Source organism: Micromonospora coxensis (assembly GCF_900090295.1).
Taxonomy (GTDB): domain Bacteria; phylum Actinomycetota; class Actinomycetes; order Mycobacteriales; family Micromonosporaceae; genus Micromonospora; species Micromonospora coxensis.
The window spans coordinates 5,909,291-5,933,559 of sequence record NZ_LT607753.1; the positions used below are offsets into that span (position 1 = coordinate 5,909,291).

The 24,269-nt window shown below is 74.2% G+C and carries 26 protein-coding genes and 1 tRNA gene; 12 read left to right on the plus strand and 15 right to left on the minus strand.

Annotation, left to right across the window (positions count from 1 at the left end):
• Positions 1 to 18 precede the first annotated feature (18 nt).
• The 5 genes from GA0070614_RS26945 (at position 19) to der (ending at position 5,633) form a co-directional block, all read left to right on the plus strand.
• Positions 19 to 1,221, plus strand: a complete 1,203-nt coding sequence (locus GA0070614_RS26945) for a segregation and condensation protein A (protein ID WP_172892513.1) — start codon at positions 19 to 21, stop codon at positions 1,219 to 1,221.
• A 562-nt stretch (positions 1,222 to 1,783) separates the two neighbouring features.
• Positions 1,784 to 2,602, plus strand: coding sequence for an SMC-Scp complex subunit ScpB (gene scpB / locus GA0070614_RS31305; RefSeq protein WP_231933778.1), 819 nt, complete (start codon positions 1,784 to 1,786; stop codon positions 2,600 to 2,602).
• On the plus strand, positions 2,589 to 3,359 hold the full coding sequence (locus tag GA0070614_RS26960) for a pseudouridine synthase (protein WP_088978575.1): 771 nt from the start codon (positions 2,589 to 2,591) through the stop codon (positions 3,357 to 3,359). Before scpB ends, GA0070614_RS26960 begins: the two co-directional genes overlap by 14 nt.
• Positions 3,360 to 3,549: 190 nt before the next feature.
• Positions 3,550 to 4,230 (plus strand): (d)CMP kinase, encoded by a 681-nt coding sequence (cmk, locus tag GA0070614_RS26965; protein WP_088978576.1) that lies wholly within the window; start codon positions 3,550 to 3,552, stop codon positions 4,228 to 4,230.
• On the plus strand, positions 4,227 to 5,633 hold the full coding sequence (gene der, locus GA0070614_RS26970; RefSeq protein WP_088978577.1) for a ribosome biogenesis GTPase Der: 1,407 nt from the start codon (positions 4,227 to 4,229) through the stop codon (positions 5,631 to 5,633). Before cmk ends, der begins: the two co-directional genes overlap by 4 nt.
• A gap of 66 nt (positions 5,634 to 5,699) precedes the next feature.
• On the opposite strand, the gene GA0070614_RS26975 is transcribed toward der, so the two are convergent.
• The 7 genes from GA0070614_RS26975 to GA0070614_RS27005 all read right to left on the minus strand — a co-directional run bounded on the left by GA0070614_RS26975 (position 5,700) and on the right by GA0070614_RS27005 (position 11,533).
• Entirely contained in the window at positions 5,700 to 6,806 is a 1,107-nt protein-coding gene (locus tag GA0070614_RS26975) for a serine hydrolase domain-containing protein (RefSeq protein WP_231933398.1), read from the minus strand.
• Positions 6,807 to 7,142: 336 nt separating this feature from the next.
• Positions 7,143 to 7,496: a hypothetical protein gene (locus GA0070614_RS26980; RefSeq protein ID WP_157745098.1), complete on the minus strand. Its 354-nt coding sequence runs from the start codon at positions 7,494 to 7,496 to the stop codon at positions 7,143 to 7,145.
• Positions 7,497 to 7,764: 268 nt separating this feature from the next.
• Positions 7,765 to 7,838, minus strand: a tRNA-Pro gene (locus tag GA0070614_RS26985).
• Positions 7,839 to 7,937: 99 nt separating this feature from the next.
• Positions 7,938 to 8,687 carry a TIGR03943 family putative permease subunit gene (locus tag GA0070614_RS26990; RefSeq protein ID WP_088978580.1) on the minus strand — a complete coding sequence of 250 codons (750 nt, stop codon included), beginning with the start codon at positions 8,685 to 8,687 and terminating at the stop codon, positions 7,938 to 7,940.
• Positions 8,684 to 9,625, minus strand: coding sequence for a permease (locus tag GA0070614_RS26995; RefSeq protein ID WP_172892634.1), 942 nt, complete (start codon positions 9,623 to 9,625; stop codon positions 8,684 to 8,686). The genes GA0070614_RS26990 and GA0070614_RS26995 overlap by 4 nt, the downstream gene beginning before the upstream one ends.
• A gap of 358 nt (positions 9,626 to 9,983) precedes the next feature.
• Positions 9,984 to 10,247 (minus strand): type B 50S ribosomal protein L31, encoded by a 264-nt coding sequence (locus GA0070614_RS27000; RefSeq protein ID WP_088978582.1) that lies wholly within the window; start codon positions 10,245 to 10,247, stop codon positions 9,984 to 9,986.
• Positions 10,244 to 11,533 carry a CobW family GTP-binding protein gene (locus GA0070614_RS27005; protein WP_088978583.1) on the minus strand — a complete coding sequence of 430 codons (1,290 nt, stop codon included), beginning with the start codon at positions 11,531 to 11,533 and terminating at the stop codon, positions 10,244 to 10,246. The genes GA0070614_RS27000 and GA0070614_RS27005 overlap by 4 nt, the downstream gene beginning before the upstream one ends.
• Before the next feature lie 96 nt (positions 11,534 to 11,629).
• Here GA0070614_RS27005 and rpmB point away from each other — a divergent pair, with 96 nt between their 5' ends.
• The 3 genes from rpmB to rpsN are packed head-to-tail and all read left to right on the plus strand — an operon-like array spanning position 11,630 to position 12,320.
• Positions 11,630 to 11,866, plus strand: coding sequence for a 50S ribosomal protein L28 (gene rpmB, locus GA0070614_RS27010; RefSeq protein WP_088978584.1), 237 nt, complete (start codon positions 11,630 to 11,632; stop codon positions 11,864 to 11,866).
• Entirely contained in the window at positions 11,866 to 12,033 is a 168-nt protein-coding gene (rpmG, locus tag GA0070614_RS27015; protein ID WP_088978585.1) for a 50S ribosomal protein L33, read from the plus strand. The genes rpmB and rpmG overlap by 1 nt, the downstream gene beginning before the upstream one ends.
• A complete protein-coding gene (gene rpsN / locus GA0070614_RS27020) occupies positions 12,033 to 12,320 on the plus strand; it encodes a 30S ribosomal protein S14 (protein ID WP_088978586.1) in 288 nt (95 codons plus the stop codon). Before rpmG ends, rpsN begins: the two co-directional genes overlap by 1 nt.
• 63 nt (positions 12,321 to 12,383) lie before the next feature.
• Here the strand turns inward: rpsN and GA0070614_RS27025 are convergent, their stop codons facing one another.
• The 6 genes from GA0070614_RS27025 to GA0070614_RS27050 form a co-directional block, all read right to left on the minus strand.
• A complete protein-coding gene (locus GA0070614_RS27025) occupies positions 12,384 to 13,352 on the minus strand; it encodes an ATP-binding protein (protein WP_088978587.1) in 969 nt (322 codons plus the stop codon).
• A gap of 51 nt (positions 13,353 to 13,403) precedes the next feature.
• Entirely contained in the window at positions 13,404 to 14,462 is a 1,059-nt protein-coding gene (locus GA0070614_RS27030) for an LLM class flavin-dependent oxidoreductase (protein WP_088978588.1), read from the minus strand.
• Positions 14,463 to 14,493: 31 nt separating this feature from the next.
• Positions 14,494 to 14,886 (minus strand): SCO5389 family protein, encoded by a 393-nt coding sequence (locus tag GA0070614_RS27035; RefSeq protein ID WP_088978589.1) that lies wholly within the window; start codon positions 14,884 to 14,886, stop codon positions 14,494 to 14,496.
• A gap of 169 nt (positions 14,887 to 15,055) precedes the next feature.
• Positions 15,056 to 15,700: a GNAT family N-acetyltransferase gene (locus tag GA0070614_RS27040; RefSeq protein WP_088978590.1), complete on the minus strand. Its 645-nt coding sequence runs from the start codon at positions 15,698 to 15,700 to the stop codon at positions 15,056 to 15,058.
• 45 nt (positions 15,701 to 15,745) lie between these two features.
• Positions 15,746 to 16,729, minus strand: coding sequence for a LacI family DNA-binding transcriptional regulator (locus GA0070614_RS27045; protein ID WP_088978591.1), 984 nt, complete (start codon positions 16,727 to 16,729; stop codon positions 15,746 to 15,748).
• Between the two features lie 61 nt (positions 16,730 to 16,790).
• Positions 16,791 to 18,170 (minus strand): rhodanese-like domain-containing protein, encoded by a 1,380-nt coding sequence (locus GA0070614_RS27050; RefSeq protein WP_088978592.1) that lies wholly within the window; start codon positions 18,168 to 18,170, stop codon positions 16,791 to 16,793.
• Between the two features lie 288 nt (positions 18,171 to 18,458).
• Here GA0070614_RS27050 and GA0070614_RS27055 point away from each other — a divergent pair, with 288 nt between their 5' ends.
• The 4 genes from GA0070614_RS27055 to GA0070614_RS27070 all read left to right on the plus strand — a co-directional run bounded on the left by GA0070614_RS27055 (position 18,459) and on the right by GA0070614_RS27070 (position 21,812).
• On the plus strand, positions 18,459 to 18,728 hold the full coding sequence (locus GA0070614_RS27055; RefSeq protein WP_172892514.1) for a metal-sensitive transcriptional regulator: 270 nt from the start codon (positions 18,459 to 18,461) through the stop codon (positions 18,726 to 18,728).
• Between the two features lie 127 nt (positions 18,729 to 18,855).
• Positions 18,856 to 20,250 carry an MBL fold metallo-hydrolase gene (locus GA0070614_RS27060; RefSeq protein ID WP_088978594.1) on the plus strand — a complete coding sequence of 465 codons (1,395 nt, stop codon included), beginning with the start codon at positions 18,856 to 18,858 and terminating at the stop codon, positions 20,248 to 20,250.
• Between the two features lie 72 nt (positions 20,251 to 20,322).
• Positions 20,323 to 20,916 carry a rhodanese-like domain-containing protein gene (locus tag GA0070614_RS27065; protein WP_088978595.1) on the plus strand — a complete coding sequence of 198 codons (594 nt, stop codon included), beginning with the start codon at positions 20,323 to 20,325 and terminating at the stop codon, positions 20,914 to 20,916.
• The gene (locus GA0070614_RS27070) at positions 20,913 to 21,812 is read left to right on the plus strand and encodes a sulfite exporter TauE/SafE family protein (protein ID WP_088978596.1); all 900 of its coding nucleotides are present in this window, start codon (positions 20,913 to 20,915) and stop codon (positions 21,810 to 21,812) included. Before GA0070614_RS27065 ends, GA0070614_RS27070 begins: the two co-directional genes overlap by 4 nt.
• Positions 21,813 to 22,222: 410 nt before the next feature.
• Here the strand turns inward: GA0070614_RS27070 and GA0070614_RS27075 are convergent, their stop codons facing one another.
• Together GA0070614_RS27075 and GA0070614_RS27080 are read right to left on the minus strand one after the other, a co-directional pair.
• Positions 22,223 to 22,882: an HNH endonuclease family protein gene (locus tag GA0070614_RS27075; protein ID WP_088978597.1), complete on the minus strand. Its 660-nt coding sequence runs from the start codon at positions 22,880 to 22,882 to the stop codon at positions 22,223 to 22,225.
• Positions 22,883 to 23,032: 150 nt separating this feature from the next.
• Positions 23,033 to 24,253, minus strand: coding sequence for a PucR family transcriptional regulator (locus GA0070614_RS27080; RefSeq protein ID WP_088978598.1), 1,221 nt, complete (start codon positions 24,251 to 24,253; stop codon positions 23,033 to 23,035).
• Positions 24,254 to 24,269 lie beyond the last annotated feature (16 nt).

Genomic DNA, 24,269 nt, shown 5'->3' on the forward strand with positions numbered 1-24,269 from the left:
GCGCTGGACGTCCGCGACGTGGACTACGGTCTTCCGGTGACCGCGCCACCCCTCGACCCGCCCACGACGCCGCGGCAGCCGCCCGTGGTGGCGGCCGAGGCCGCCGCCGAGGTGGCGACGGACGCGACGGGTGTGCCGGCGGCGGAGCAGAGCAGCGGCTTCACCGTCCGGCTGGCGAACTTCACCGGCCCCTTCGACCTGCTGCTGCAACTGATCAGCAAGCACAAGCTCGACGTCACCGAGGTGGCGCTGCACCGGGTCACCGACGAGTTCATCGCCTACATCCGGGCCATGGGCGACCAGTGGGACCTCGACGAGACCAGCGAGTTCCTGCTGATCGCGGCCACCCTGCTGGACCTGAAGGCGGCCCGGCTACTGCCCGCCGCCGAGGTGGAGGACGAGGAGGACCTCGCCCTGCTGGAGGCGCGGGACCTGCTCTTCGCCCGGTTGTTGCAGTACAAGGCGTACAAGGAGGCGGCGGCGCACATCGCCGCGCTGGAGGCGGTCGGCGGACGGCGGTACCCGCGCGCGGTCACCCTGGAACCCCGCTACGCCGAGGCGCTGCCCGACCTGGTGCTCGGCATCGGCCCGGAGCGGCTGCGCGCGCTGGCCGTACGGGCGATGACTCCGAAGCCGACGCCCGAGGTGTCCATCGCGCACGTGCACATGGTCCGGGTCAGTGTCCGCGAGCACGCCGAGATCATCACCGGGCGGCTGCGCCGGGCCGGCACGGCCACCTTCTCGCAGCTCTGCGCCGACTGCGAGATCACCCTGGAGGTGGTGGCGCGGTTCCTGGCGCTGCTGGAGCTGTACCGGCAGGGGCTGGTCGCCTTCGTCCAGGAGCAGGCGCTGGAGGAGTTGACCGTCCGGTGGACCGGCCCGGCCGAGGGCGACACCGAACTGCACGTCGACGAGTACGCCGGCGCGACCGAGGCGTCCGACGCCGACCCGGCCGCGACCGTGCCGGGCGACACCCTGCCGACCCGCCCACGAGCGGCCTCCGACGCGGCCGGCGTGGTGGCCTCGGGCAGTGCCACCGACTCGGCTGTCGACGCCGGCCTTTCCGGCGACAGTCGCGGCGGCGGTGACCCGGGCGACGGCGACGACGACCGTCGTGGCGACGGCGGCCCGGCTGTCGGCGGTGACCAGGGCGACAACGGCGACCCCGGCGGCACCAACGGTGACCTGGGTGGGAACGACGAGGAGCAGCGCGATGAGTGACGAGGAGCGCCGGGACTCGCTGGCCGACCAGGCCGCCGCCTGGATCCCCCCGTGGGAGCGCCCCACCCCGCCCAAGGAGCCCGCCCCCGACCCCGCCACCCCGGCCGAGGCGCCCGACGAGCGGGCCGAGGCCGAGATCTTGGCGAGTTACCGTTCGCCAGGAACGGTAACTCGCCAAGATCTCGCCGCTGACCCGGCTGACCCGGCTGACCCGGCTGACCCGGCTGACCCGGCTGACCCGGCTGACCCGGCTGACCCGGCTGACCCGGCTGACCCGGCTGACCCGGCTGACCCGGCTGACCCGGCTGACCCGGCTGACCCGGCTGACCCGGCTGACCCGGCTGACCCGGCTGACCCGGCTGACCCGGCCGACCCGGCCGACCTGGCAGACCCGGCCGCACCGGCCGACCCGGCCGCACCGGCCGCACCGGCCGCCGCCGGCGCCCAGCCGGCCGGCGGTCCGGACAGCGCCACGCTGTCCGGCGCCGGCCAGAGCGCCGCCGTCGACGTCGACGCGGGGGTGAGCGACGCGGGGACGCCCGGCGCCGCCGCGCACAGCGCCGTGCTGCCCGGCACCGAGTCGAGCGACGTGGGCGCGAGCGCCGCCGCCGTGCACACCACCGCGCTGCCCGCCGCCGCCGACGTCGCCGATGCCGCCGACGCCAACGCCGCCAACGCCGCAAACGCCGCAAACGCCGCAAACGCCAGCGATGCGGCAAACGTCGACGCCGCCGTGCCGGCCGGGGAGACGCCGGCGGAGGGCGGCGGCGCGCCGGGCGTACCGAAGCGGGGACGGCGGCGGGTGATGCCCGCGCCGGAGCCGACGCCGGTGCTGGACGACGCCGAGCTGCGCGGCGCGCTGGAGGCGATCCTGCTGGTGGTGGACGAGCCGGTCAGCGAGTTGACCCTCGCCCAGGTGCTGGAGCAGTCCCCGGAGCGGATCGGCCCGGTGCTGGACGAGATCGCCGCCGGGTACACCGCCGCCGGGCACGGCTTCGAGCTGCGCCGGGCCGCGGGTGGCTGGCGTCTCTACACCCGGCCGGAATACGCGACCTACGTCGAGCGGTTCGTGTTGGACGGGCAGTCGGTGCGGCTGACCCAGGCCGCGCTGGAGACGCTCGCGGTGATCGCCTACCGGCAGCCGGTGACCCGTTCGCGGATCGCGGCCATCCGGGGTGTGAACTCTGACGGGGTCATCCGTACCCTGGTCTCCCGCGGGCTGGTCGAGGAGTGCGGCGCCGAACCGGACAGCGGGGCGTTCCTCTATCGGACCACCACGATGTTCCTGGAGAAGCTGGGGCTGAACTCGGTCGCCGACCTTCCCCCGCTCGCCCCGTTCCTCCCCGACGACGTAGAAGAGCTTGCCGATGCGACGCGATGACCGTGCCCCGAAGCCCGACGCCCCCGTGTACGAGGGCGCCGAGCGCCTGCAGAAGGTGCTCGCCGCCGCCGGCGTGGGCTCCCGGCGTGCCTGCGAGGACCTGATCTTCCGGCGTCGGGTCACCGTGAACGGGCGGGTCGCGCAGCTCGGCGACAAGGCCGATCCGACCCGGGACGTCATCCACGTCGACGGGGAGCGGCTCCAGGTCGACACCCGACTGGTCTACCTGGCGATGAACAAGCCGCGCGGGGTGGTTTCCACCATGGCGGACGAGAAGGGACGCACGGCGCTCGCCGACTTCCTCGGCAACCGGGTGGAGCAGCGGGTCTACCACGTCGGGCGGCTCGACGCGGACAGCGAGGGCCTGCTGCTGCTCACCAACGACGGCACCCTGGCGCACCGGCTGATGCACCCCTCGTACGGCGTGCCGAAGACGTACCTGTGCGAGGTGTCCGGGCCGATCCCGCGCAACCTGGGCAAGCGGCTGGCGGCCGGGGTGGAGCTGGAGGACGGGCCGGTGACGGTGGACTCGTTCAAGGTGGTGGACACCCTGGGCAAGACCGCCCAGGTGGAGCTGACCCTGCACGAGGGGCGTAAGCACATCGTCCGGCGGCTGCTGGCCGAGGTGGGGCACCCGGTGGCCCGCCTGATCCGTACCTCGATCGGGCCGATCCGCCTCGGTGACCTGCGGGCCGGGCGGACCCGGCGGCTGACCAACGCGGAGGTCGCCGCCCTGTTCAAGGCCGTGGGTGACTGACCCCCTCGATCGGGGTACCGCTGCCGGTAGGCTTCGACGCGGCCGACGGGCCGACGGGTGGCGCGGGTCGCCCCCGGCGGCGTCGCGCGTGGCCGGCCCGCGAGGCGCGGGCATGATGGACGATGGACAACCGCTCAACGGCGCCGGAGATCACCGGTGACCTGCGAGGTACGGGCTGAGGAGGACAACGGTGGAGGAAAACGTACGGACCGGGCGCTGCGTGGTCGCTGTGGACGGGCCGTCCGGTTCGGGTAAGTCCACCGTCTCGCGCCGGCTGGCCGCCGGCATCGGTGCCCGCTACCTCGACACCGGCGCGATGTACCGGGCGATCACCTGGGCGGTGCTGCGCTCCGGGGTCGACCTGACCGACGCCGAGTCGGTGGCCAAGGTCGCCGGTGAGGTGGACCTGCGCATCGGCACCGACCCCCGGGGGTACGGCGTGACCGCCGACGGCGTGAACGTCGACGCCGAGATCCGCGGTCCCGAGGTGACCGGCGCGGTCTCCGCCGTGGCCGCCGTGCCGGCGGTGCGCGCCCTGCTGGTCGCCCGGCAGCGCCAGATGATCGTCAACGCGGGCCGGATCGTGGTCGAGGGTCGCGACATCGGTTCCGTGGTGGCCCCCGACGCCGACCTGAAGGTCTACCTGACCGCCTCCGAGGCGGCGCGCGCCCGGCGGCGCAGCGCGGAGGACGCGGCGGACGTCGCGGCGACCGCCGCCGACCTGGCCCGCCGGGACAAGCTCGACTCGACCCGCAAGGCCGACCCGTTGCAGCAGGCGCCGGACGCCGTGGAGCTGGACACCACCGAGCTGGGCATCGACGAGGTCGTCGCGAAGCTGCGCGAGCTGCTCACCGAGCGGGGAGTGGCATGAGCGACGACAACGGCGGCTGGGTGGAGCTGCGTGAGCCGGACCTCGACGTCGAGGAGCCGTCGGGGCCGCAGCCGGTGGTGGCCGTGGTGGGCCGCCCGAACGTCGGCAAGTCCACCCTGGTGAACCGGATCATCGGCCGCCGGCAGGCGGTCGTCGAGGACATCCCCGGGGTGACCCGGGACCGCGTCCCGTACGACGCGCAGTGGAACGGCCGGTCGTTCACCGTGGTGGACACCGGAGGTTGGGAGCCGGACGCCAGGGACCGGGCCGCGGCGATCGCCGCGCAGGCCGAGATCGCCGTCGCCACCGCCGACGTGGTGCTGTTCGTGGTCGACGCGATGGTCGGCTCGACCGATGTGGACGAGGCCGCGGTGAAGATGCTGCGCCGCAGCGCCAAGCCGGTCATCCTGGTCGCCAACAAGACCGACAACACCGCCATCGAGATGGAGGCGACCTCGCTCTGGTCGCTCGGCCTCGGTGAGCCGTACCCGGTCTCCGCGCTGCACGGCCGGGGCTCGGGTGAGCTGCTCGACGCCATCATGGACGCGCTGCCCGAGGCGCCGAAGATCGTCGAGAACCGCCCGCGCGGCCCGCGCCGGGTGGCGCTGGTCGGCCGCCCCAACGTCGGCAAGTCGAGCCTGCTGAACCGCTTCTCCGGTGAGGAGCGGGCGGTGGTCGACTCGGTCGCCGGCACCACCGTCGACCCGGTCGACAGCCTGGTGCAGATCGGTGGGGAGACCTGGCAGCTGGTGGACACCGCCGGCCTGCGCAAGCGGGTGGGCAAGGCCTCCGGCACCGAGTACTACGCCAGCCTGCGAACCGCCTCGGCGATCGAGGCGGCCGAGGTCGCCGTGGTGCTGCTGGACTCCAGCGAGGTGATCAGCGAGCAGGACCAGCGCATCCTCTCCATGGTGGTCGAGGCCGGGCGGGCCCTGGTGATCGCCTTCAACAAGTGGGACCTGGTCGACGCCGACCGCCGGTACTACCTGGACAAGGAGATCGACCGGGAGCTGCGCCGCATCCCCTGGGCGATCCGGCTGAACCTGTCGGCGCAGACCGGCCGGGCGGTGGACAAGCTCGCGCCGGCGCTGCGCAAGGCCCTGGCGAGCTGGGAGACCCGGGTGCCGACCGCGCAGCTCAACCAGTGGCTCACCGCCCTGGTGCAGGCCACCCCGCACCCGGTGCGCGGCGGCCGGGCCCCGAAGATCCTCTTCGCGACCCAGGCGGGCGTCGCCCCGCCCCGCTTCGTGCTCTTCACCACCGCGCCCCTGGACGCCGGCTACCAGCGCTTCGTCGAGCGCAAGCTGCGCGAGGAGTTCGGCTTCGAGGGCAGCCCGGTGGAGATCTCGGTACGCCCGCGCAAGAAGCTCGGCCCCGGCGGTCGGGGCAAGGCGCACGGCTGACCCTGGCACACCGGACGCCGGGTGGAGCAGCACGCTCCACCCGGCGTTCCCTTCTGCCCCATCCTCCTAGGCGAAGGTGTTGGCAACAGCGACCCGGGCCGGGTCGGGGTTGGCCCAGCTCCAGTTCGGGTGGGCCCGGTTGGTGAGCAGGACCAGGACCCTGCGCCGGTCCGGCTCGACCAGCATCGAGGTCCCGGTGAATCCGGTGTGTCCGAAGGTGGTGGGCCGGGCGAGTTTGCCCATGAACCAGGGTTGGTTGAGTACCACGCCGAGTCCGTGGTCGGAGGTGCGTCCCGGGCGTTCCGGATCGACTGCGGGCAGTCCGGTGTTGGCATTGCGCAGCATTCGGGCGACGGTGTCCTCGGCGAGGATGCGCGTCCCGCCGTAGCTGCCGCCGTTGAGCAGCATCTGCCCGATGACCGCGACCTCCGCGGCGGTGCCGAAGAGGCCGGCGTGGCCGGCGATGCCGCCGAGGTGGTTGGCCACGTCGTCGTGCACCACGCCGCGCAGCAGGCCCCGGGAGGAGCGGGCGTCGGTGGCGACCAGCCGGTTGGCCCGGTCGGTCGAGCTGAGCCAGGTGTTCGGGTTGAAGCCGGTGTACCGCAGCCCCAGTGGCTCGGTCAGGTTGACCTTGAGGGCCCGGTCGAGGCTGAGGCCGGTGACCTTCTCGACGAGCTTGCCGGCGACCATCAGACCCACGCTGGAGTAGCGGAAGACTGTGCCTGGTACCGCTCCGCTGACCAGTGGTGTGGTCAGCACCGCGCGCCATCGCTCGGTCATCGTGGTGTAGCCGGTCACCTTCGCCCCGACCGGCAGGCCGCTGGTGTGGGCCAGAAGCATCGCGACCGTGACGGCGGACTTGCCGGTGCCGGTGAATTCGGGGAGGTAGCGCACCACGGGCGCGTCGAGGTCGATGCGGCCCTTGTCGACCTGTTGCAGGGTGAGGATCGCGGTGTAGACCTTGGTGAGCGAGGCCAGGTCGAAGATCGAGTCGAGCCGCATGGCGACCCGCTTCGCGGCGGGCAGCAGCACCGGGCCGGCGTCGTAGCGTAGGGCCTCACCCACCGCCAGATGATCGGTCGGCTCACCGTCGGCCAGCGCCCAGACCACCGCACCGGGGTACGTGGGGTGGTTCGGGTTCTCCGGGGTCGGCTGGAGGTACCGCTGGAGCACCACCGAGAGGGTGCGTGGCTTGACGCTGCCCCTGGGCGCGGTCCCTCGGCCCGCAGCCGCAGCGCCCTGGCCGCCGTCACCCGCGCCTGCGGTGTTCCAGGAACCGGCCTGCCCGGCCGGCGGGTTCTTCGCGCAGCCGGTCAGGCCGACGGCGGCAGCGAGTCCGAGACCGAGGACCGAACGGCGATGAATCGACACGGCAGGCATCGTCGCACCCCCGGCATGGTCAAGGCCAGCGACTGCCAGCCCCAACGGCTGCCTTCTCGGCGGACAGCCGCGAGTGACGGCACGGCCGAGCGCCCCGACGTCAACGGCGCCCCGGCTCCACCGCGATCGTCATGGCCTCGGCTGCTGGGCGCGAGCAATTCGACGCCTGGCGCGGTACTCGAGGATCGAGTGGGTGAGCATGAGGACCACCGCGGCCAGCAACAGCACAGCGGCGGCCCACCGGCTCGGAGTGCGCCAGGTGCTGGGTGTGACTTCCGTGAGATGTCCGAGCCCGAGGAGAACGTAGAAGCCCATGCACGCTGCCGCTGCGGCCCACAGCCGGGGGTGATGCAGGGTCCGCCCGAGCAGCCGAACCGTTGGCGGGCGTCGGACGGCCACCCAGGCAGCGCACCCGACCAGGGCGACAGCAGCGCCGGCGAGCAGGATGTCCACGACCGCTGCGACTGCCTCGTAGATCGTCACGGGCCTCACGGTAGCGGGCACCGTACAGCGCCGTCTCGGTGCTCGGACAGCCCTCGTCCGACGCGACGGAGCGCTGCGATGCCGACGGGAGGCCGGCGGCGGCCACCGCGCGGGCGCGGCGACTCGACACAGTAAGGAGGGACTCGCCCTGACCGGTGAAGCGTCACCGACGATCACGCGGCACCGGGCCGGCTCGCACCTGACTGATCGTGGTCCCCGGGAACGCGAAAGGGCCGACCCGAAATTCGGATCAGCCCTTCGGCCTGTGTCGGGACGGCCGGATTCGAACCGACGACCCCTTGACCCCCAGTCAAGTGCGCTACCAAGCTGCGCCACGTCCCGATGCTCCCGCGCGGTGCTCCCCGCGACAGCCGGTACAGCTTAGCGCAGGATCTTCGTTCCGCGCGCACAGGCCCCTGCCGCGTCGCGGCGGCCCGACGGTCACTCGTACGGGTCGCGGGGCGCCGGCACCTGCCGCCAGCTCTCCACCTCCAGGTAGGGGATCTCGAAGTCGTTGACCGGGTCCCGGGCGAGCTGGCTGCTGTAGCGGCCGGTCACCTCGATCCAGGTGTCGTCGGCCAGCCCCGAGGGCGTGTTGCCGCTCAGGGCGACCTTGGTGGGTAGGCCGTCGGCGGCGCAGCAGGACAGCCGCATCCGGGTCAGCACGGGCCGCCCGTCCCGGCCGGCGACGGTGAATCCGGTGACCTTGACCCGCCGGTCGCCGATCGACTGTCCCTTGTCGAACACGGCCCGGACGGCGTAGTCGTACACGGTGATGACGGCCGGGTCGCCCTCGGGCAGCGGCGGGTACTCGGGCAGTTTCCCGGCCGCCAGCGAGGTGCCGGACTGGTTGGCCGCGTACGCGCCGAGGGCCGGCGGGGCGACCAGCAGCAGGCCCAGCGCCGGCAGGATGAGCAGCCAGGCCACCCGTGGCTCGTGGTGCCCGTGCCCGTCGTGGTCGTCGTGGTGCGCGTCGCCGGGGTCCGCGTCGTCCGCCGGGGCCCGGCGCAGGGCGGGGCGCAGGTCGTACCAGAGGGTCATCACCGCCGCGGCGATCAGCAGCAGGCTGGCTGCGATCAGGAAGGGGCGCAGCTCCTCCTTGACGTAGCGCAGGTAGAGGTCGGTGAGGCTGGCGCGCAGCACCGCCCCGCCGAGCAGCAGCAGGACGCATGCCTGGGCCTGACGGTTCACAGCAGCACCATCCCGGTGACGGCGGCGACGACGACCGCGACGACGAACGTGGTGGGGGCGAAGCGGGCGGCGAAGCCGCGCCCGAAGATCCCGGTCTGCATGGCGATCAGCTTGAGGTCGACCATCGGTCCGACCACCAGGAAGGTCAGCCGGGCGGTGAGCGAGAACTGCGACAGCGAGGCGGCGACGAAGGCGTCGGCCTCCGAGCAGATGGACAGCAGGACCGCGAGCGCGGCCAGCGCCAGCACCGAGAGCACCGGCTGGTCGGCCAGCGCCTGCAACCAGCGCTCCGGCACCAGGACGTTGATGCTGGCGGCGGCCATCGCCCCGATGACCAGGAACCCGCCGGCGTGCACGATGTCGTGTCGCACCGCAGACCAGAACGCCTTGCCGCGTGAGGTGTCGTCGAGGTCGGGCCGGCGCGGCAGGCGGATCCAGTCGGCCCGGCCGAGGCGCAGCCACAGCCAGCCCATCACCATGGCGACGACGAGGCTGGCCACCGCCCGGCCGACGACCATCTCCGGGTTGGCGGGGAACGCCACGGCGGTGGCGGTCAGCACGATCGGGTTGATCGCCGGGGCGGCGAGCAGGAAGGCCAGTGCGGCGGCCGGGGTGACGCCCCGGCGGATCAGCGACCCGGCGATCGGCACCGATCCGCACTCGCAGCCGGGCAGCACCACCCCGGCGGCGCTGGCCACCGGCACGGCGAGGGCGGGGTGGCGGGGCAGCGCGCGGGCCCAGAAGGAGCGCGGGACGAAGACCGCGATGGCCGCGGAGAGCAGCACCCCGAAGACCAGGAACGGCACGGCCTGCACCATCACCGAGACGAAGACGGTGGTCCAGGTGGCCAGCGAGGGTGCGGTGAGCAGTTCGGCGAGGGGCTGGCGCAGGACGATCAGCAGGATCAGCAGCGCGGCGAGCACCTCGACCGAACCGATCCGGCCGGTGAGTCTGCCGCCCCGCGCCGTCGGCGCGTCGCCCGTCGGCGTGGCGCCGGAGGACGCCGGACGGGCCGGGTCGGGGCCGGCGTCGAGTGCCGGGGCGGTGCCGTCGGGTGGGGCGGTGTCGGGGTCGGCGGCGCCGGTGCGCTCGGGTGCGACCACGTCGTCTCCGTTCTCGCGAGCGGCGCGACGGGCCGCCGGAGCCGCGGCGGTGCAGGCCCGCGGGGTCGTCGGCCCGCCTGCGCGGCGTCGCCGGGTGCCGTGCGGGGGCCACAGTGTATCGAGCGGCGTCGTCCTGTCACGAGAGGTACGCCGGTGGCGCGCCGGGGTCGGCCGCCCCGGCGCGCCGCGCGGCTCATCGCGGGTGTCGGGGCCCGCGCCGGGCGTACTTCGCGCGGAACTTCTCCACCCGGCCCTCGGTGTCGAGCAACCGCTGCCGGCCGGTCCAGAAGGGGTGGCTGGCGGAGGAGATCTGCACGTCGATCACGGGGTAGGTGTTGCCGTCGGTCCACTCGACGGTCTGGTCGCTGGTCGCCGTGGACCGGGTGAGGAAGGCGAAGTCGGCGGCGCGGTCGCGGTAGACGACGGGCCGGTACTCGGGGTGGATTCCGGGCTTCACGGGGCGGTGGCTCCTTCGGTGCGGTCGTCGGTGAGGTCGGGGAGGGGGAAGCAGTCGGCGAAGGGGTCGGGCAGGGCGCGCCAGGCGGCCTCGCCGTCGGCGAGTTCGGCGTCGGTGAGCAGGCACCGGGCGAGGGTGCGGTGCAGCGCGGCCGGGTCGAGGTCCAGGCCGATGAAGGCCAGGTGCTGGTGCCGGTCGCCGTAGTAGGGGTCCCAGTCCAGCGCGGCGGCGAGCCGGCGCTGGTCGCCGACGTCGGCCCAGTGGGGGTCGGGGAGCGCGGCGAGCCAGCGGCCCGCGGCTGCCATGCCGAGGCCGCCACCGGCGAACTCCCAGGTCACCACGGTTTCCGGCTGGCTGGCCAGCCAGAGGTGTCCGCGGGAGCGCAGGACGTCGGCGTGGACCTCCTCCAGCACGTCGTGCAGCCGGCCGGGGTGGAACGGGCGGCGGGCGCGGAACACCACGGAGACCACGCCGCAGTCCGGGTGGGGCTCGTGGGTGCCGAGCGCGTACCCGGCCAGGCCGCGGGCGAGGACGCCGGGGATCTCCGGGCGGTGCCGCCGGGTGCCGCGCAGCCGCCGGGACAGGTCCCCGGCGTCGACGAGGTCACCGTCGACGCGGACCAGTGTGGCCCAGGGGGCCAGCCGTTCCAGCAGCACCGCCAGCCGGCCGGTCTCGTACGCGCCGTCGCCGGCCTCGCCCCACAGCACGAGGGTGTCGGCGTACTCGATCTGCCGGACGACGACGTCGGCGAGCGCGCGGTGGTCGTCGTCGGCGGCGTGGATGCCGAGGGTCTTCAGGTCGTCGGTGCTGGCGAGGCCGTCGAGCAGGTGTTCGGCGTCGACGACGGTGACGTACGAGTCGACGCGCAGCAGGTCGGTCAGGGGTGTGCCGTCGACCGGGCAGTGCGCGCAGGCGGCGGCGACCGCCTCCGGTTCGACGACCTCGGGCAGCATCAGCAGCAGGTCCCGGTCGGGGTGGGTGCGGGCGAGCCGGGCCAGGGTGGGCAGCACGTCCTCGCGCAGGGTGCAGGAGACGCAGCCGTGCGCCAGGTCGACCCGTTCGTCCTCCAGCAGGCCGGTGCCGCTGCGGACCACCCGGCGCACGGCCCCGGCCCGGACGCCGCTGATGTCGTGGCGTACCAGCAGCAGGGTCGGGTCGGCGGCGAGCAGCGCCCGGGCGGCGGCGAAGGTGGCGGCCGGCCAGAAGCCGCTGAGCACGGTCAGCGACGGGCGGGTGTCGGCGGTCGGTGCGGCGGCGTCGGCGGGAGCGAGTGGGGATGTCGGCATCGGGATCCTCTCGACTCTGTTTGAAAACGATTGTCATTATAGGATGACCCGGGGCGGCGGGATCGGAGCCCCCGCCCGTCGAGACGAGGAGTCCTGTTGTCCAGACGCTGTGACGTCACCGGCGCCGTGCCGAGCTTCGGCAACGCCGTGTCCCACTCGCACCGCCGCACCCGCCGGCAGTGGCGGCCGAACCTCCAGCGGCACCGTTACTGGCTGCCGTCCGAGCGGCGGTGGGTCACCCTGACCCTCACCGCCCGCGCGCTGCGCACCGTCGACCGCGACGGCATCGAGAAGGTCGTGGCGCGCGCCCGCGCCCGGGGGGTGCGGCTCTGATGGCCCGGCAGACCGACGTCCGCCCGGTGGTCAAGCTCCGCAGCACCGTCGGCACCGGCTACACGTACGTCACCCGCAAGAACCGCCGCAACGACCCGGACCGACTGGTCCTGCGCAAGTACGACCCCCTCGTCCGCCGGCACGTCGACTTCCGCGAGGAGCGCTGATGGTCCGCCGGGTCCGGCGCGGGCGGCAGGCCCGGCGGGTGCGCCTCGCCGACCGGTACGCCGAGTGCCGGCGGGCCGTCCGGCACCCGGACCCGGCGGTGCGCGACGAGGCGGTACGCCGGCTGGCCCGGCTGCCCCGCGACGCCGGCCCGGTCCGGCTGCGCCGGCGCGACCAGGTCGACGGCCGCCCCCGGGATGTGCTGCGCCGCTTCGGCCTGTCCCGGGTACGGATGCGGGAACTCGCCCTGCGCGGCGAGCTGCCGGGGGTGCGCAGGGCGTCCCGGTGACCCCATGGCGACGGCCGGCGCGCGTCCACTCGGCCGCGCCGGCCGTCGTCCCGGGTCGGCCGGTCAGGCCGGGGCGGGGGAGAGCGCGGTCGGGCCCATCACGAAGTCCGGGTCGATCTGGGCGGTGAGATCCTCGCCGGCCCGCTCGTTGGCCCAGGCCGCCGCGTTGCGCCGGTGGAACTCGTGGGCCTGCCGGGTGAACGTCGGCCAGTCCTGCACGGTGGCGTCGACGGCCTCGGTCAGTCGGCCCAGCACCGCACGGTTGGCCGGCTCCAGCTCGTCCAGCGGGCCGACCGTGCCGCGTTCGGCCCGCCGGACGTAGGGCGAGCGGCCGAGGCAGGCGAGCAGGTCCTCCCCGACGTGCTCGCGCAGGAAGTCCACGTCGGAGTCGTCCTCGACCTTGTTGCCGACCACCGACAGGGCGACGCCGTAGTCGCGGGCGTAGGCGGCGTACTGGCGGTAGACGCCGACGCTGCGCAGGGTCGGCTCGCAGACCAGGAAGGTGCGGTCGAAGCGGGTGAACAGCCCGGAGGCGAAGGAGTCGGCCCCGGCGGTCATGTCCACCACCACGTACTCGTCCGGCGGGTCGGCCAGGTGGTTGAGGAGCAGCTCCACCGCCCCGACCTTCGAGTGGTAGCAGGCGACCCCGAGGTCGGACTCGGTGAACGCCCCGGTCACGGCGAGCCGGACGTCGCCGACCCGGCGTACGTGCGACGCCCAGATCGGGTTCTCCTCGGCCACCCGCAGCAGCCGGGAGCCGGCCCCGGGCGGGGTGGTCTTGACCATCGCGGCGGCCGAGGTGATACGCGGGTTGTCGCCGCGCAGGTACTCCTTGATCCGGGGCAGCGCCTCGCCCAGGGGCGGCAGCTGGGCGGCCTGCTCCGCCGTCGCGCCGAGCGCGACGGCCAGGTGCTGGTTGATGTCGGCGTCGACGGCGAGCAGCGGGCGGCCGGCCGCGACGAGGTGGCGGGCGAAGAGTGCGGCCAGGGTGGTCTTGCCGCTGCCGCCCTTGCCGACGAATGCGATCTTCATCGTGCCCGCTCCCACGCTTCAGTAATGGAAACCGTTTCCATGAGCGTGACTCTAGCGGTCCACCGGTCCACCCGAGGCGCAGGCCGGCGCCGTGTCGCCCGTCCGGGCGTCGCCCAGGGCCGGTTCCAGCACGTCGCGCGGGAAGCGGTGGACGGTGCGCAGGGCCGCGTCCCGGTCGCCGCCCGCCTCCACCATGAACAGCAGATGGCGTACGCCGGGCAGGGCCGCGGCCCGCGCGACGGCGGCCCGGCAGCGGGTCGGCGCGCCCACCGGATGGATGTCGATCAGGTGCGCGGTGTAGCGGTGCGGGTCGCGCCCGGCGCCGGGGGAGCCGTCGAGGCGGACGTGTCGTGCCGCCCCGGCCAGCAGGCCCGGCAGGCCGGCGCGCACGGCGCACGCGGCCTCCTCGTCGCTGTCGGCCAGGTGCGCCAGGTGCGCGCTGGCGTGGGCGACCCGGGCGGGATCGTGGCCGTGTCCGGCGGCCACCCGCGCGTACCGGGCCAGCAGCTCCGCCTTCTCCGGCAGGTCGGCGTGCATGCCCAGCAGCAGTGGGAAGCCGTGCCGGGCGGCCAGGTCCACCGTCGAGGGAGAGGTGGCCGCCACCCACACCGGCAGTGCCCGCGCCGGCCGGGGGACGACCGGGACCGGCCGGAACGGGAAGCGCCGGTTGCCGGCCACCGTCGCCGCTCCGGACACCCACCGGGCCAGCACGTCGAGCGCGTCGGCGAACCCCTCGGTGTAGCGGTCCAGGCCGGTGCCGAAGACCTCCAGGTCGACCCAGGGACCGCCGCGGCCGACACCGAGCCGGAACCGGCCGCCGGAGATCGTGTCGAGCAGGGCCGCCTCCTCGCCGAGGGCGACCGGGTGCCGGTCGGACAGCACGCACGCCGCCGTGCCGACCGTGATCCGCCGGGTCGCGCCGAGCAGGTGCGCGGCGACGGTGGTCGCCGAGGGGATGACGCCGTACGGGACGAAGTGGTGCTCGGCCAGCCAGACCCCGGCCCAGCCGGCGGCCTCGGCCGCCAGGGCGTAGCGGTGGGCGTCGGCGAGGGCCTCGGCGTGCGTCGTGCCGGGGTGCTGCCCGGCGAGCAGGAACAGGTGGGCGTCCACCCGTCGTCCCGCCCGCCGGGCCGCTCGGCCGTCAGCAGTCACGCAGCTCGGGGGACTGGTTGAGCAGCTGCCCGCGGGTCGAGATGAACCGCTGGTACGCCTCCGAGCCGACCGCCGACAGCCGGAACGCGGCCACCCGGTGGCAGTTCTGGAACGCGAGCTTGACCGCGAAGTGCCGCTCCAGGGCCCCCCGGATGGCGTCGCTGGCCAGCGCCCGCAGCAACTGGCCCCGCTCCGCCTCGCTCGGCGGCGGGACCACGTTGTCGGCGAAGTCCACCTCGGACGCCCGCAGGTCGTCGACGACCCGGGTGACCAGCTGCCAGGCGTACGGCAGGGAGTCGCGGACGCAGGTGACGAACTCGGCGTCGTCCACGGGGCCGGACTCGGCGGCGTCCAGCAGGGCGGGTGGGACGGTGAGCGACATGCACTCCTCCTCAGTGTCAAAACGACAACCATTGCCATCAGGCGGTGCGGAGTGAGCACATCACGTCACGCAGGGTGGCGTCAACGACCGTCGGCCGGGAAACGCCGGAACACCGGCCGCAGCCGCCGGCCGTCCACCCGGCCGAGCCAGCCCCCGTCGAGAACGGGCGCTATTGCTGCGGCAGGTGGGTCGAGCGGCCGAGGTAGGTGACCGGGCCGGGGTCCGGCACGTCGATCTCGTGGAAGCCCAGCCGGTCGTAGAAGCCGCGCGCCCGTACGTTCGCCGTCACCATCCCGACGTGCAGGCCGCCCGACCCGGCCGCGGCGGCGGCGCGCAGGAACGTCTCGACCAGCCGCCGGCCGTGCCCCCGGCCCTGCTGTGCGGGGAGCAGGTCGATGTGCAGGTGCGCCGGGTAGGCCGCCAGCTCCGGCAGCAGCATCCGCTCCGGACGGTGGTGCAGGGCGATCATCTCGTCGTCCGGCGTGGCCGGCGGCCGGGTCGGCACCGGGTAGCGGTGGGCCAGCCGGGGGATCCACTCCTGCCGGTACCGGGCCACGAAGGCGGGCGTGTCGGCGGTGCCGAGGACGTAGCCGGCGACCCGCCCTCCGGCGGTGAGCACGAACGCCAGTTCCGGCTCCAGGTGCAGGTACGGCCCGGCGAACAGGTCGGGCATCAGGTCGTCGCTGGCGTAGTGGCCCCGGGCGTCCCCGCCCGCGTCGGCGGTGCGTACGCAGATGTCGTACACCGCGTCGTGGTCCTCGGGCCGGTACCGGCGGATGGCGGCGACCGGGTCGGCGGTCGATGTGGGCGGCATGCCGGAGACCGTACGGGGTGGAAGCGGTTGCACCGCAAGTAGCGCTCAGGCGCTCTCCCGACGCACCGGCACGGACCGGTGCAGGACCCGGTCGCCCGGGTCGGCGCCGGCCATCAGGGTGCGCACCGCGCCGGCGGCGATACGTTCGACGGGGTGGGTGGCGGTGGTCAGCGCGGGCCGGCCGAGCGCCGCGAGGGGGATGTCGTCGAAGCCGGTCACGGCGACGTCGTCGGGCACCCGTACTCCCTCGTCGGCGAGGACGCGCAGGGCCCCGATCGCCACCGCGTCGGTGATCGCGACGATCGCGTCCGTGTCCGGCCAGCGGCGCAGCACCCGCCGGGCGCCGGCCGTGCCGCCGGCCACGGTGAGCCCACCCGCGGCCGTGCGGCAGGGCAGCCCGTGCGCGCGTACGCAGGCGCGGTAGGCGTCCACCGGGCGGCGCAGGCTGGACGCCCAGGCCGGGCCGGTGAGCATGGCGATCCGCCGCCGGCCGGTGGCGGTCAGGCGCCGCACCGCGGCGGCCGTCGCGGCGGCGGTGTCCACGTCGTGCGAGGGCACCCGGCCGAAGCCCGGCCCGACCACGGTCACCCGCCCGCGCAGCCCGGCCGGCAGCGCGGCGACCAGGGCCTCGTCGTGGTTGACCAGCAGCACGCCGCGCACCGTGCGGTCACCGGCCAGCGCGTCGAGGGCGGCCCGCTCGCCGGGACGCAGCCAGCGCGTCGACACCCCGACGTCGTGCCGGTCGGCCTCGCGCGCCGCCGCCGCGACCAGGCGGGTGGCGTACTGGTCGGTGAGGATGCGGGCCGAGGGCGCGACGATGCCCACCACGATCCGGTGGCCCTCGCCGCGCGCCAGCGACACCGCCAGCGGATGCGGCGCGTACGACAGGGTGTGCGCGGCCCGCAGCACGTCGGCGCGCGCCGACGCGGAGACCGGTCCCCGGCCGCTGAGTGCCCGCGACGCGGTGGCCACGGAGACCCCCGCGGCCCGGGCGACGTCGGCGAGGGTCGGGGTACGCGGCTGTCGCACCGGCCCTGTCTAGCACCGCCGGGCGGGGGAGCGCCGCCCGGGCGCTCCCCCTTCCGACGCATCAGGCGGTGGCGAGGCTGGACTGCCAGGCCTGGTAGCCGCCGAGCAGGTCGGAGACGTCGGGCCGGCCGGTGGCGCGCAGCAGGCTGGCCGCGACCGAGGAGCGGTATCCGCCGGCGCAGTGGACCACGATCGGCCGGTCCGCCGGCACCTCGTCGAGCCGGCGCGGCAGCTCGGCCAGCGGGATGTGCAGGGAACCCGCGACGGCGCCCTGCTCCCGCTCGCCGACGTTGCGCACGTCCAGGACGACCGGCGGCTCCGGCCGGTCCAGGGCCGCGCGCAACTGGGCCGCGGTGACCCGGCTGGCCGGGGTCAGCTCGGCGACCATCTCCAGGAACGCCTGCTCGGGCTCGCGGAGGTAGCCGACCACCCGGTCGAAACCGATCCGGGCCAGCCGTACCACGATCTCCTCCTCGCGGTCCTGCGGCGCGACGACCAGGATGGCCCGGTCCGGGGCGACGACGCTGCCGGCGGTCTCGGCGAAGCGGCCGTCGGCGGGGATGTTCACCGCGCCGCGCAGGTGGCCGGCGGCGTACTCCTGCGGGTCGCGGGCGTCGACCACGACGGCGCCGTCGGCCCGGGCGGCGAGGAACGCGGTGGCGTCCAGCGGCCGGGCCGGGCGGGTGTGGTCGAACAGGTCGCGGGCCTTGCGGTTGAGCACCGCGTCGAAGGCGAAGTAGCCCGGGGCCGAGGGCTGGCCGCCGGTGACCAGGGCGACGAAGTCGGCCTCGCTCATCGGGGCGCAGGCGTAGTTGGTGCGGCGCTGCTCGCCGATGGTGGACTGCCGCTCGGTGGAGAGGTTCTTGCCGCAGGCGGAGCCGGCGCCGTGGGCGGGGAAGACCCGCACCTCGTCGGGCAGGCCCATCAGCTTGCGCTGCACGCTGTCGTAGAGCATCGCGCCGAGTTCACCGGCGGTGACGCCGAAGGAGGCGAGCAGGTCGGGGCGGCCGACGTCGCCGATGAACAGCGCGTCACCGGTCAGCACGCCGTAGGCGACGGCGTCGTCGGCGTGCTCGTGGACCAGGACGCTGATCGATTCCGGGGTGTGGCCGGGGGTCTCCATGATCTGGAGGGTGACGTCGCCGAGGCTGATCCGCTCGCCGTCGGCGAGCTTACGGATCGGGTACTCGGTCTCGGCGCGCCGGCCGTAGCCGATCCAGGCGCCGGTGGCGGCGGCGACCTCCAGGTGGCCGGCGAGGAAGTCGGCGTGGAAGTGGGTGTTGATGACGCCCTCGATGGTCAGTCCACGGGCGCGGGCGTCGGCGAGGTACTCGTCGATGTCCCGACGGGGGTCGACCAGGACGGCCCGCTTGGTGGTCTCGTCCGCGACCAGGTACGACGCCTGGGAGAGGCAGTCCAGGTAGTACTGGGTGAACAGCACGGTGCGCTCCTTCGCAGTGATGCCGGGCGATACGACAACCGTAGCGCATACCCCCCGGGGTATATTCCGGGTCATCGGTCCCGGACTCGGGGGGCCGTTCGGCCCTCCCGGTTCCGGTCGGGGTGGTCCGCCCGCCCTCCGGCGCCGGTCGGCCCTCCGTGTCCGGCGGGGGATGGCGGCGCGCTGCCGGGGAATGGCTGTTCGGGCGGGATGGTTGACGATACCGGTGGGGGTATACGCTGGCGCAAGAGGTACCCCCCAGGGTATGTTTTCCGACGGAGGTGTGTGGTGAAGCTTCGACCCGAGATGACCGGTGAGGCGCTGACCCGGCTCAAGCGGGCCCGGGGGCAGCTCAACGCCGTCATCGAGATGATGGAGAACGGCGAGGACTGCCGCGCGGCGCTGACCCAGCTCGCGGCGGTGTCCAAGGCCATCGACCGGGCCGGCTACAAGATCATCGCCTCCGGGATGCGGCACTGCAACGCCGCGCGGGAGAACGGCGACACGCCGGAGATGACCGAGGAGGAGCTGGAGAAGCTCTTCCTGGCGCTGGCCTGAACATCTGAACACGGTCCGCCCGTGCCGCCTACCGGCGTCGCGGGCGGGTAAGCGCACCCGACCGGGGCGCGGAGGTCTCTTTCCTACATACCCCCCAGGGTATGTAGGACGAGGAAGGGAGAACGCAGTGGCAGTTGAGGTGTCCGTCATCACGACGTCGTCGCTCGGCGACCGCAGTTACCTGGCCACCGACGGGCAGGTCGCGATCGTCGTCGACCCGCAGCGCGACATCGACCGCGTCATGTACCTGGCGGGAGAGAAGGGCGTGCGGATCACCCACGTGGTGGAGACGCACATCCACAACGACTACGTCTCCGGTGGGCTCGAACTGGCCCGGATCACCGGCGCCCGCTATCTGGTCGCCGCGGCCGACGAGGTCGGTTTCGGCCGTCTCGCGGTCTCCGACGGCGACACGGTCCCGGTCTCGGACACCCTGCGGCTGCGCGTCGTCGGCACCCCGGGCCACACCTTCCACCACCTGTCGTACGTGCTCGACGAGGCCGACGGCGGCGACTGGCGGCCGGTCGGCGTCTTCACCGGCGGATCGTTGCTGTTCGGCACGACCGGCCGTACCGACCTGCTCGGCCAGCAGCACGCCCACGACCTGGCCCACCACCAGCACGCCTCGGCGAAGCGGCTGGCGGACCTGCTCCCCGACGGCGCGCAGGTCTGGCCCACCCACGGCTTCGGCAGCTTCTGCTCGGCCAGTCAGGCCGACGCGCCCGAGTCGACCATCGGCCGGGAGAAGCAGGCCAACCCGGTGCTGCGGCTGGCCGCGGACGACTTCGTCACCGAGACCCTCGCCGGGCTGGACGCCTACCCGGCGTACTACGCCCACATGGGCGTGGCGAACACCGCCGGCCCCGCGCCGGTGGACCTCACCCCGGTCGCCCGGGCCGACGCCGCCGAGCTGCGCGAGCGGATCGCCGCCGGGCAGTGGGTGGTGGACCTGCGCCACCGCAAGGCGTACGCCACCTCGCACCTGGCCGGCACGGTCAGCCTCGGGCTGGACGGGCCGATGTCGACCTGGCTCGGCTGGCTGATCGACTGGGGCGTGCCGATCACCCTGCTCGCCGAGACCGCGGAGCAGGTCGCCGACGCCCAGCGCGAGCTGGTCCGCATCGGCATCGACCGGCCCGCCGCCCAGGCCACCGGCCAGCCCGAGCAGTGGACGGACGGGCCGGAGCACCTGCGCGAGCTGCGGATGGCCGACTTCCCGGCGCTGGCCGCCGCCCGCGCCGGCAACACCCCGGCCGGCCTGCCCGACCCGCAGGTCGTGCTGGACGTGCGGATGACCAACGAGTGGAAGGCCGGGCACGTCGAGGGCGCGGTGCACGTGCCCCTGCCCGACCTGCCCGAGCGACTGGCCGAGGTGCCCGACGGCGCGGTCTGGGTGCACTGCGGCTCCGGCTATCGCGCCACCGCCGCCGCGTCGCTGCTGGCCAACGCCGGCCGCGAGGTCGTCGTGATCGACGACAAGTTCGACCGGGCCGGCGCGGCCGGCGTCGCCCTGACCGACTGATCCCCGCCCGGGGCGGCGCCTGCCGCGCGCCGCCCCGGGCCACCCTGCCCCCCGAACACCGAAAGAGGAGACATGAGCACCAACCCCGCCACCCTGAACGCCGCCGAGCTCCGCGAGCTGATCGACTCCGGCCGGGGCCCCCGCCTGCTCGACGTGCGCACCCCGGCCGAGTTCGAGACCTCGCACATCCCGGGCGCCTACAACGTCCCGCTGGACCTGCTCAAGGAGCACCGCGAGGAGCTGCGCCGGCACCTCGACGAGGACGTGGTGCTGATCTGCCGCTCCGGCGCCCGCGCCACCCAGGCCGAGCAGACGCTCGCCGGGGTCGGGCTGCCCAACCTGAAGGTGCTCGACGGCGGGATGATGGCCTGGCAGGCCGCCAAGGCGCCGATCAAGCAGGGCGCCCCGCGCTGGGACCTGGAGCGCCAGGTCCGCCTGGTCGCCGGCTCGATCGTCCTGGTCAGCATCCTGGCCTCGGTGTTCGTCCCCGGCCTGAAGTGGGTCGCCGGGTTCATCGGCGCCGGGCTGACCTTCGCCGCCCTGACCAACACCTGCGCCATGGGCATGATGCTCGGCAAGCTGCCCTACAACCGGGGCGCCAGCTGCGACCTGGACACCGTCGTCGGCCAGCTCCGTGAGGGACCCGCAGCGAAGGCACGGGCGTGACCGCCGGCCTGGCGCTGACCGTCGGGCTGGCCGTCCTGATCGGGGTCAGCCTCGGCCTGCTCGGCGGTGGCGGATCCATCCTCGCCGTGCCGCTGCTGGTCTACGTCGCCGACCTGCCCGCGAAGGAGGCCATCGCCACCTCGCTGCTCGTCGTCGGCGTCACCAGCGCGGTCGGGGTGCTGCCGCACGCCCGCGCGCACCGGGTGCGCTGGCGCACCGGGCTGATCTTCGGCGTCGCCGGCATGACCGGCGCGTACGCCGGCGGCCGGCTCGCCGAGTACGTCCCGGCCGGCGTGCTGCTCACCGGCTTCGCGCTGATGATGCTGGCCACCGCGATCGCGATGATCCGCGGCCGGCGCGCCGCCGCCGGCCGGCCCGTCCCGCACGAGCTGCCCGTGCTGCGGGTGGTCCTCGACGGCGTCGTGGTCGGTCTGGTCACCGGCCTGGTGGGCGCCGGCGGCGGCTTCCTGGTGGTGCCCGCCCTGGCCCTGCTCGGCGGCCTGCCCATGCCCGTCGCCGTCGGCACCTCGCTGGTGGTCATCGCGATGAAGTCCTTCGCCGGCCTGGCCGGCTACCTCTCCAGCGTCAGCGTCGACTGGGGCCTGGCCGCCGCGGTCACCGCCGCCGCCGTCGTCGGCAGTGTCGCCGGTGGCCGGCTGGCCGGGCGCATCCCGGAGGACGTGCTGCGCAAGGCGTTCGGCTGGTTCGTGGTGGTGATGGGCGTCTTCGTCCTCGCCCAGCAACTGCCCGCCGGGCTGCGCAGCAACCCGCTGCTCTGGATCGGCCTCGGCCTCGCCGTGGCGGTGTCGGTCACGCTCACCACCCGACACGGCCGCCGCGCCCCGGACGCCGCGCGGGAGAAGCAGGTCGCCGGCCACGGTGGGCCGCCCGCCTGAGCCGTCCCGGACCCGGGGGCGTCGGTGTGCGACACCGACGCCCCCGGCGTCCCGAAGATCGCGCCGCCGTACGTCCGCCGACGGCCCGACCTCGGCCCGGGTCAGCAGCTCCACCAGCCGCTCCCGCCAGATCGCCGGTGACCGACACCCGGGCGTGCTGCTCGGATCTTGGCGACTTGCTGTTCGTGTCGAACGACAACTCGCCAAGATCTTCGAGTTTCAGGTGATCCGGTGGCGGGCGGCCCCACCGGGCGCGGGCGGTGCGGTTGCCGCCGACGGGGGCGACGCACGCGACTGGCTGGCGTTCGTCGGTCCGGTGTCGTGACCGCCGCCGGCGACTGCTCGGCGACGCTGGGCGTCGGGCCGGCGGTGCCGGGCCGGCCCGCCGGGTGACGGGCCGGCCGGGAGTGTCAGTAGGCGTAGGTGACCGAGATGGTCACGTTGGGGCAGTTGTTCGCCCAGCTGGTCAGGGCGCTCTTCTCGGCGTTGTCCACGGTCAGCCGCCAGCGGATCTTGGTGGCGACCCACTCGTTGACGTAGCGGCAGCGGGCCGAGGCGTACGGCGGGAGCCAGGTGGCCGGGTCCTGGTCGCCCTTGGCCTGGTTGACGTTGTCCGTCACGGCGATCAGGGGACGGCTGTCGCCCAGGTCGTTGGCGTACGCCTGGCGGCGGCTGCTGGTCCAGGTGCGCGCGCCCGAGTCCCACGCCTCGGCGAGCGGGACCATGTGGTCGATGTCGAGGTCGCCGGTGAGGGTCCAGTAGGCGTTGTCGTAGTAGGAGTACCAGCGGCCGCCGGAGAGCGTGCAGGTGCCGCTGACGGTCGGGGCCGAGACCGCCTCGGCGAGCAGCACCTCGTTGCGGGTGTGGCACCCGTCGCCGTCGGCGTCGATCCAGTGCCGGAAGAGGTCCCGGCTGTAGCCGGTGCGGATCTCGGTGGCGACCGGGAGGCCGGCGACGGCGGTGGTCAGCGAGGCGGAGTAGCCGGCGGCCGAGGCGGGGTGGGCGAGGCCGAGGGTGGCGGCCAGGGCGGCGGCGAGGGTCAGTGCCGCCGTGCGCAGCGTACGGGTCATGGGGCGCTCCGTCCGGTGAGAGGGCGTGGTTGCCTGCTCACATATGGACAGAGATTGATGCGGATATCAAGATCGACTTTGTGAACACCGGGCGACGCAGCGTCGTCGATCCGATGACATGTGCCCGTCCGGGCCGCCCGCCTCGGCCGGCTACTCCGGCGGCAGGTGGGCCAGCGCCAGGGTCAGGTCGAGCACGGTCGCCGGGTCGTTCAGGCGCTCGCCGTACAGCTCGCGGATCCGGCCCATTCGGTAGCGGACGGTCTGCGGGTGCACGAAGAGGTCCGCCGCCACGTCGTCGCGCCGTCCCTGGTGCAGCAGCCAGGAGCGCAGCGTCTCGGCGAGCCGCTGGGCGGTCGCCGGGGGCAGCTCGGCCAGCGGGCTCAGCACCTGCTCCCGCAGGTCGGCCAGGGCCTCCGCGTCGGTGCTGAGCACCAGCCGGGACAGGTGTGCCTCGGTGTCCAGCGGCGCCCCGCCCTCCGGCCGCTCCAGTCCGAGGGCCAGCGTCCGCAGCACCCGCTGGTACGACCCCGCCACCCGGGTCCACGGGCGGGCCGGGCCGAGGGCGGCCCGGTGCCCGTGCAGCACGGTGACCAGGCGTCGCCGACGCGCGCCGTGCATGTCCGGCACGAGCAGCACGGCCGTCTCCTCGGCCGGCTCGATCCCGGGCAGGTCCTCGCCGCTCTCCAGGGTGTGCGGGCTGAGCAGGGCGAGCACCGCGCGCAGGTTGCTGCGGGGCAGCACCGCCACGGTGAGGGTCCGGGGCGGGGGCCACTCGGCCCGCTCGGCGCTGCGGTGCAGCACCTCCTCCGGCTCGCCGGCGAGCAGTTGCTGGGTGAGCCGTTCCAGGTAGCGGCGGCGTACCCGCCCGGCGCTGGCCAGCTCGTCGGCGTGCCCGGCCACGCTGGCGGCGGACAGCTCGTCGATGTAGGCGAACATCAACTCGGCGAACTCGGCGACGGTCTCGGCGGACAGGCCGTTGCGCACCGTGGTGGTGGAGACCTCCCGCCAGGCCACCCGGGCCCCCACCCGGTACGCGGCCAGCAGCGCGTCCATGCTCCGCCCGGAGCGGGCCTCGCCGCTGCCCAGCGCGTACGCCGCCTCCAGCGCCCGGTTCAGCGGCGTGCTCGGGTCGGACTCGCCGGCGCGTTCGATGAGCTGCAGGAACGTGCCCAGGGCGATGCGTACCGCGTTCTCGATCTTGTCGCGCATCTGGCCGGTCAGGGTGCCCGAGTAGTCGGGAACCTCGGCGGTGATCGCGGTCACGGTGCGCTCGGCGACCACCGGCAGTCGCCCACGCAGCTGGTCGGCCACCTGCTCGTCCAGCTCCAGGTGGGCCGCCCGGTGAGACGTACCCGCGGAATGGTCGGTCATGCTGTTCTCTCCGAAC

Excerpts from the sequence above, each read along its gene's own strand:
- GA0070614_RS27035 (WP_088978589.1), bottom strand. The coding sequence starts at position 14,886 with ATGTCGCTCACCGTCCCACCCGCCCTGCTGGACGCCGCCGAGTCCGGC.
- GA0070614_RS27075 (WP_088978597.1), bottom strand. The coding sequence starts at position 22,882 with ATGACCCGTACGCTGCGCACGGCGGCACTGACCCTCGCCGCCGCCCTG.
- GA0070614_RS26960 (WP_088978575.1), top strand. The coding sequence starts at position 2,589 with ATGCGACGCGATGACCGTGCCCCGAAGCCCGACGCCCCCGTGTACGAG.
- GA0070614_RS27065 (WP_088978595.1), top strand. The coding sequence starts at position 20,323 with ATGAGCACCAACCCCGCCACCCTGAACGCCGCCGAGCTCCGCGAGCTG.
- rpsN (WP_088978586.1), top strand. The coding sequence starts at position 12,033 with ATGGTCCGCCGGGTCCGGCGCGGGCGGCAGGCCCGGCGGGTGCGCCTC.
- GA0070614_RS27080 (WP_088978598.1), bottom strand. The coding sequence starts at position 24,253 with ATGACCGACCATTCCGCGGGTACGTCTCACCGGGCGGCCCACCTGGAG.
- der (WP_088978577.1), top strand. The coding sequence starts at position 4,227 with ATGAGCGACGACAACGGCGGCTGGGTGGAGCTGCGTGAGCCGGACCTC.
- GA0070614_RS27005 (WP_088978583.1), bottom strand. The coding sequence starts at position 11,533 with ATGCCGACATCCCCACTCGCTCCCGCCGACGCCGCCGCACCGACCGCC.
- GA0070614_RS27025 (WP_088978587.1), bottom strand. The coding sequence starts at position 13,352 with ATGAAGATCGCATTCGTCGGCAAGGGCGGCAGCGGCAAGACCACCCTG.
- GA0070614_RS27040 (WP_088978590.1), bottom strand. The coding sequence starts at position 15,700 with ATGCCGCCCACATCGACCGCCGACCCGGTCGCCGCCATCCGCCGGTAC.
- rpmG (WP_088978585.1), top strand. The coding sequence starts at position 11,866 with ATGGCCCGGCAGACCGACGTCCGCCCGGTGGTCAAGCTCCGCAGCACC.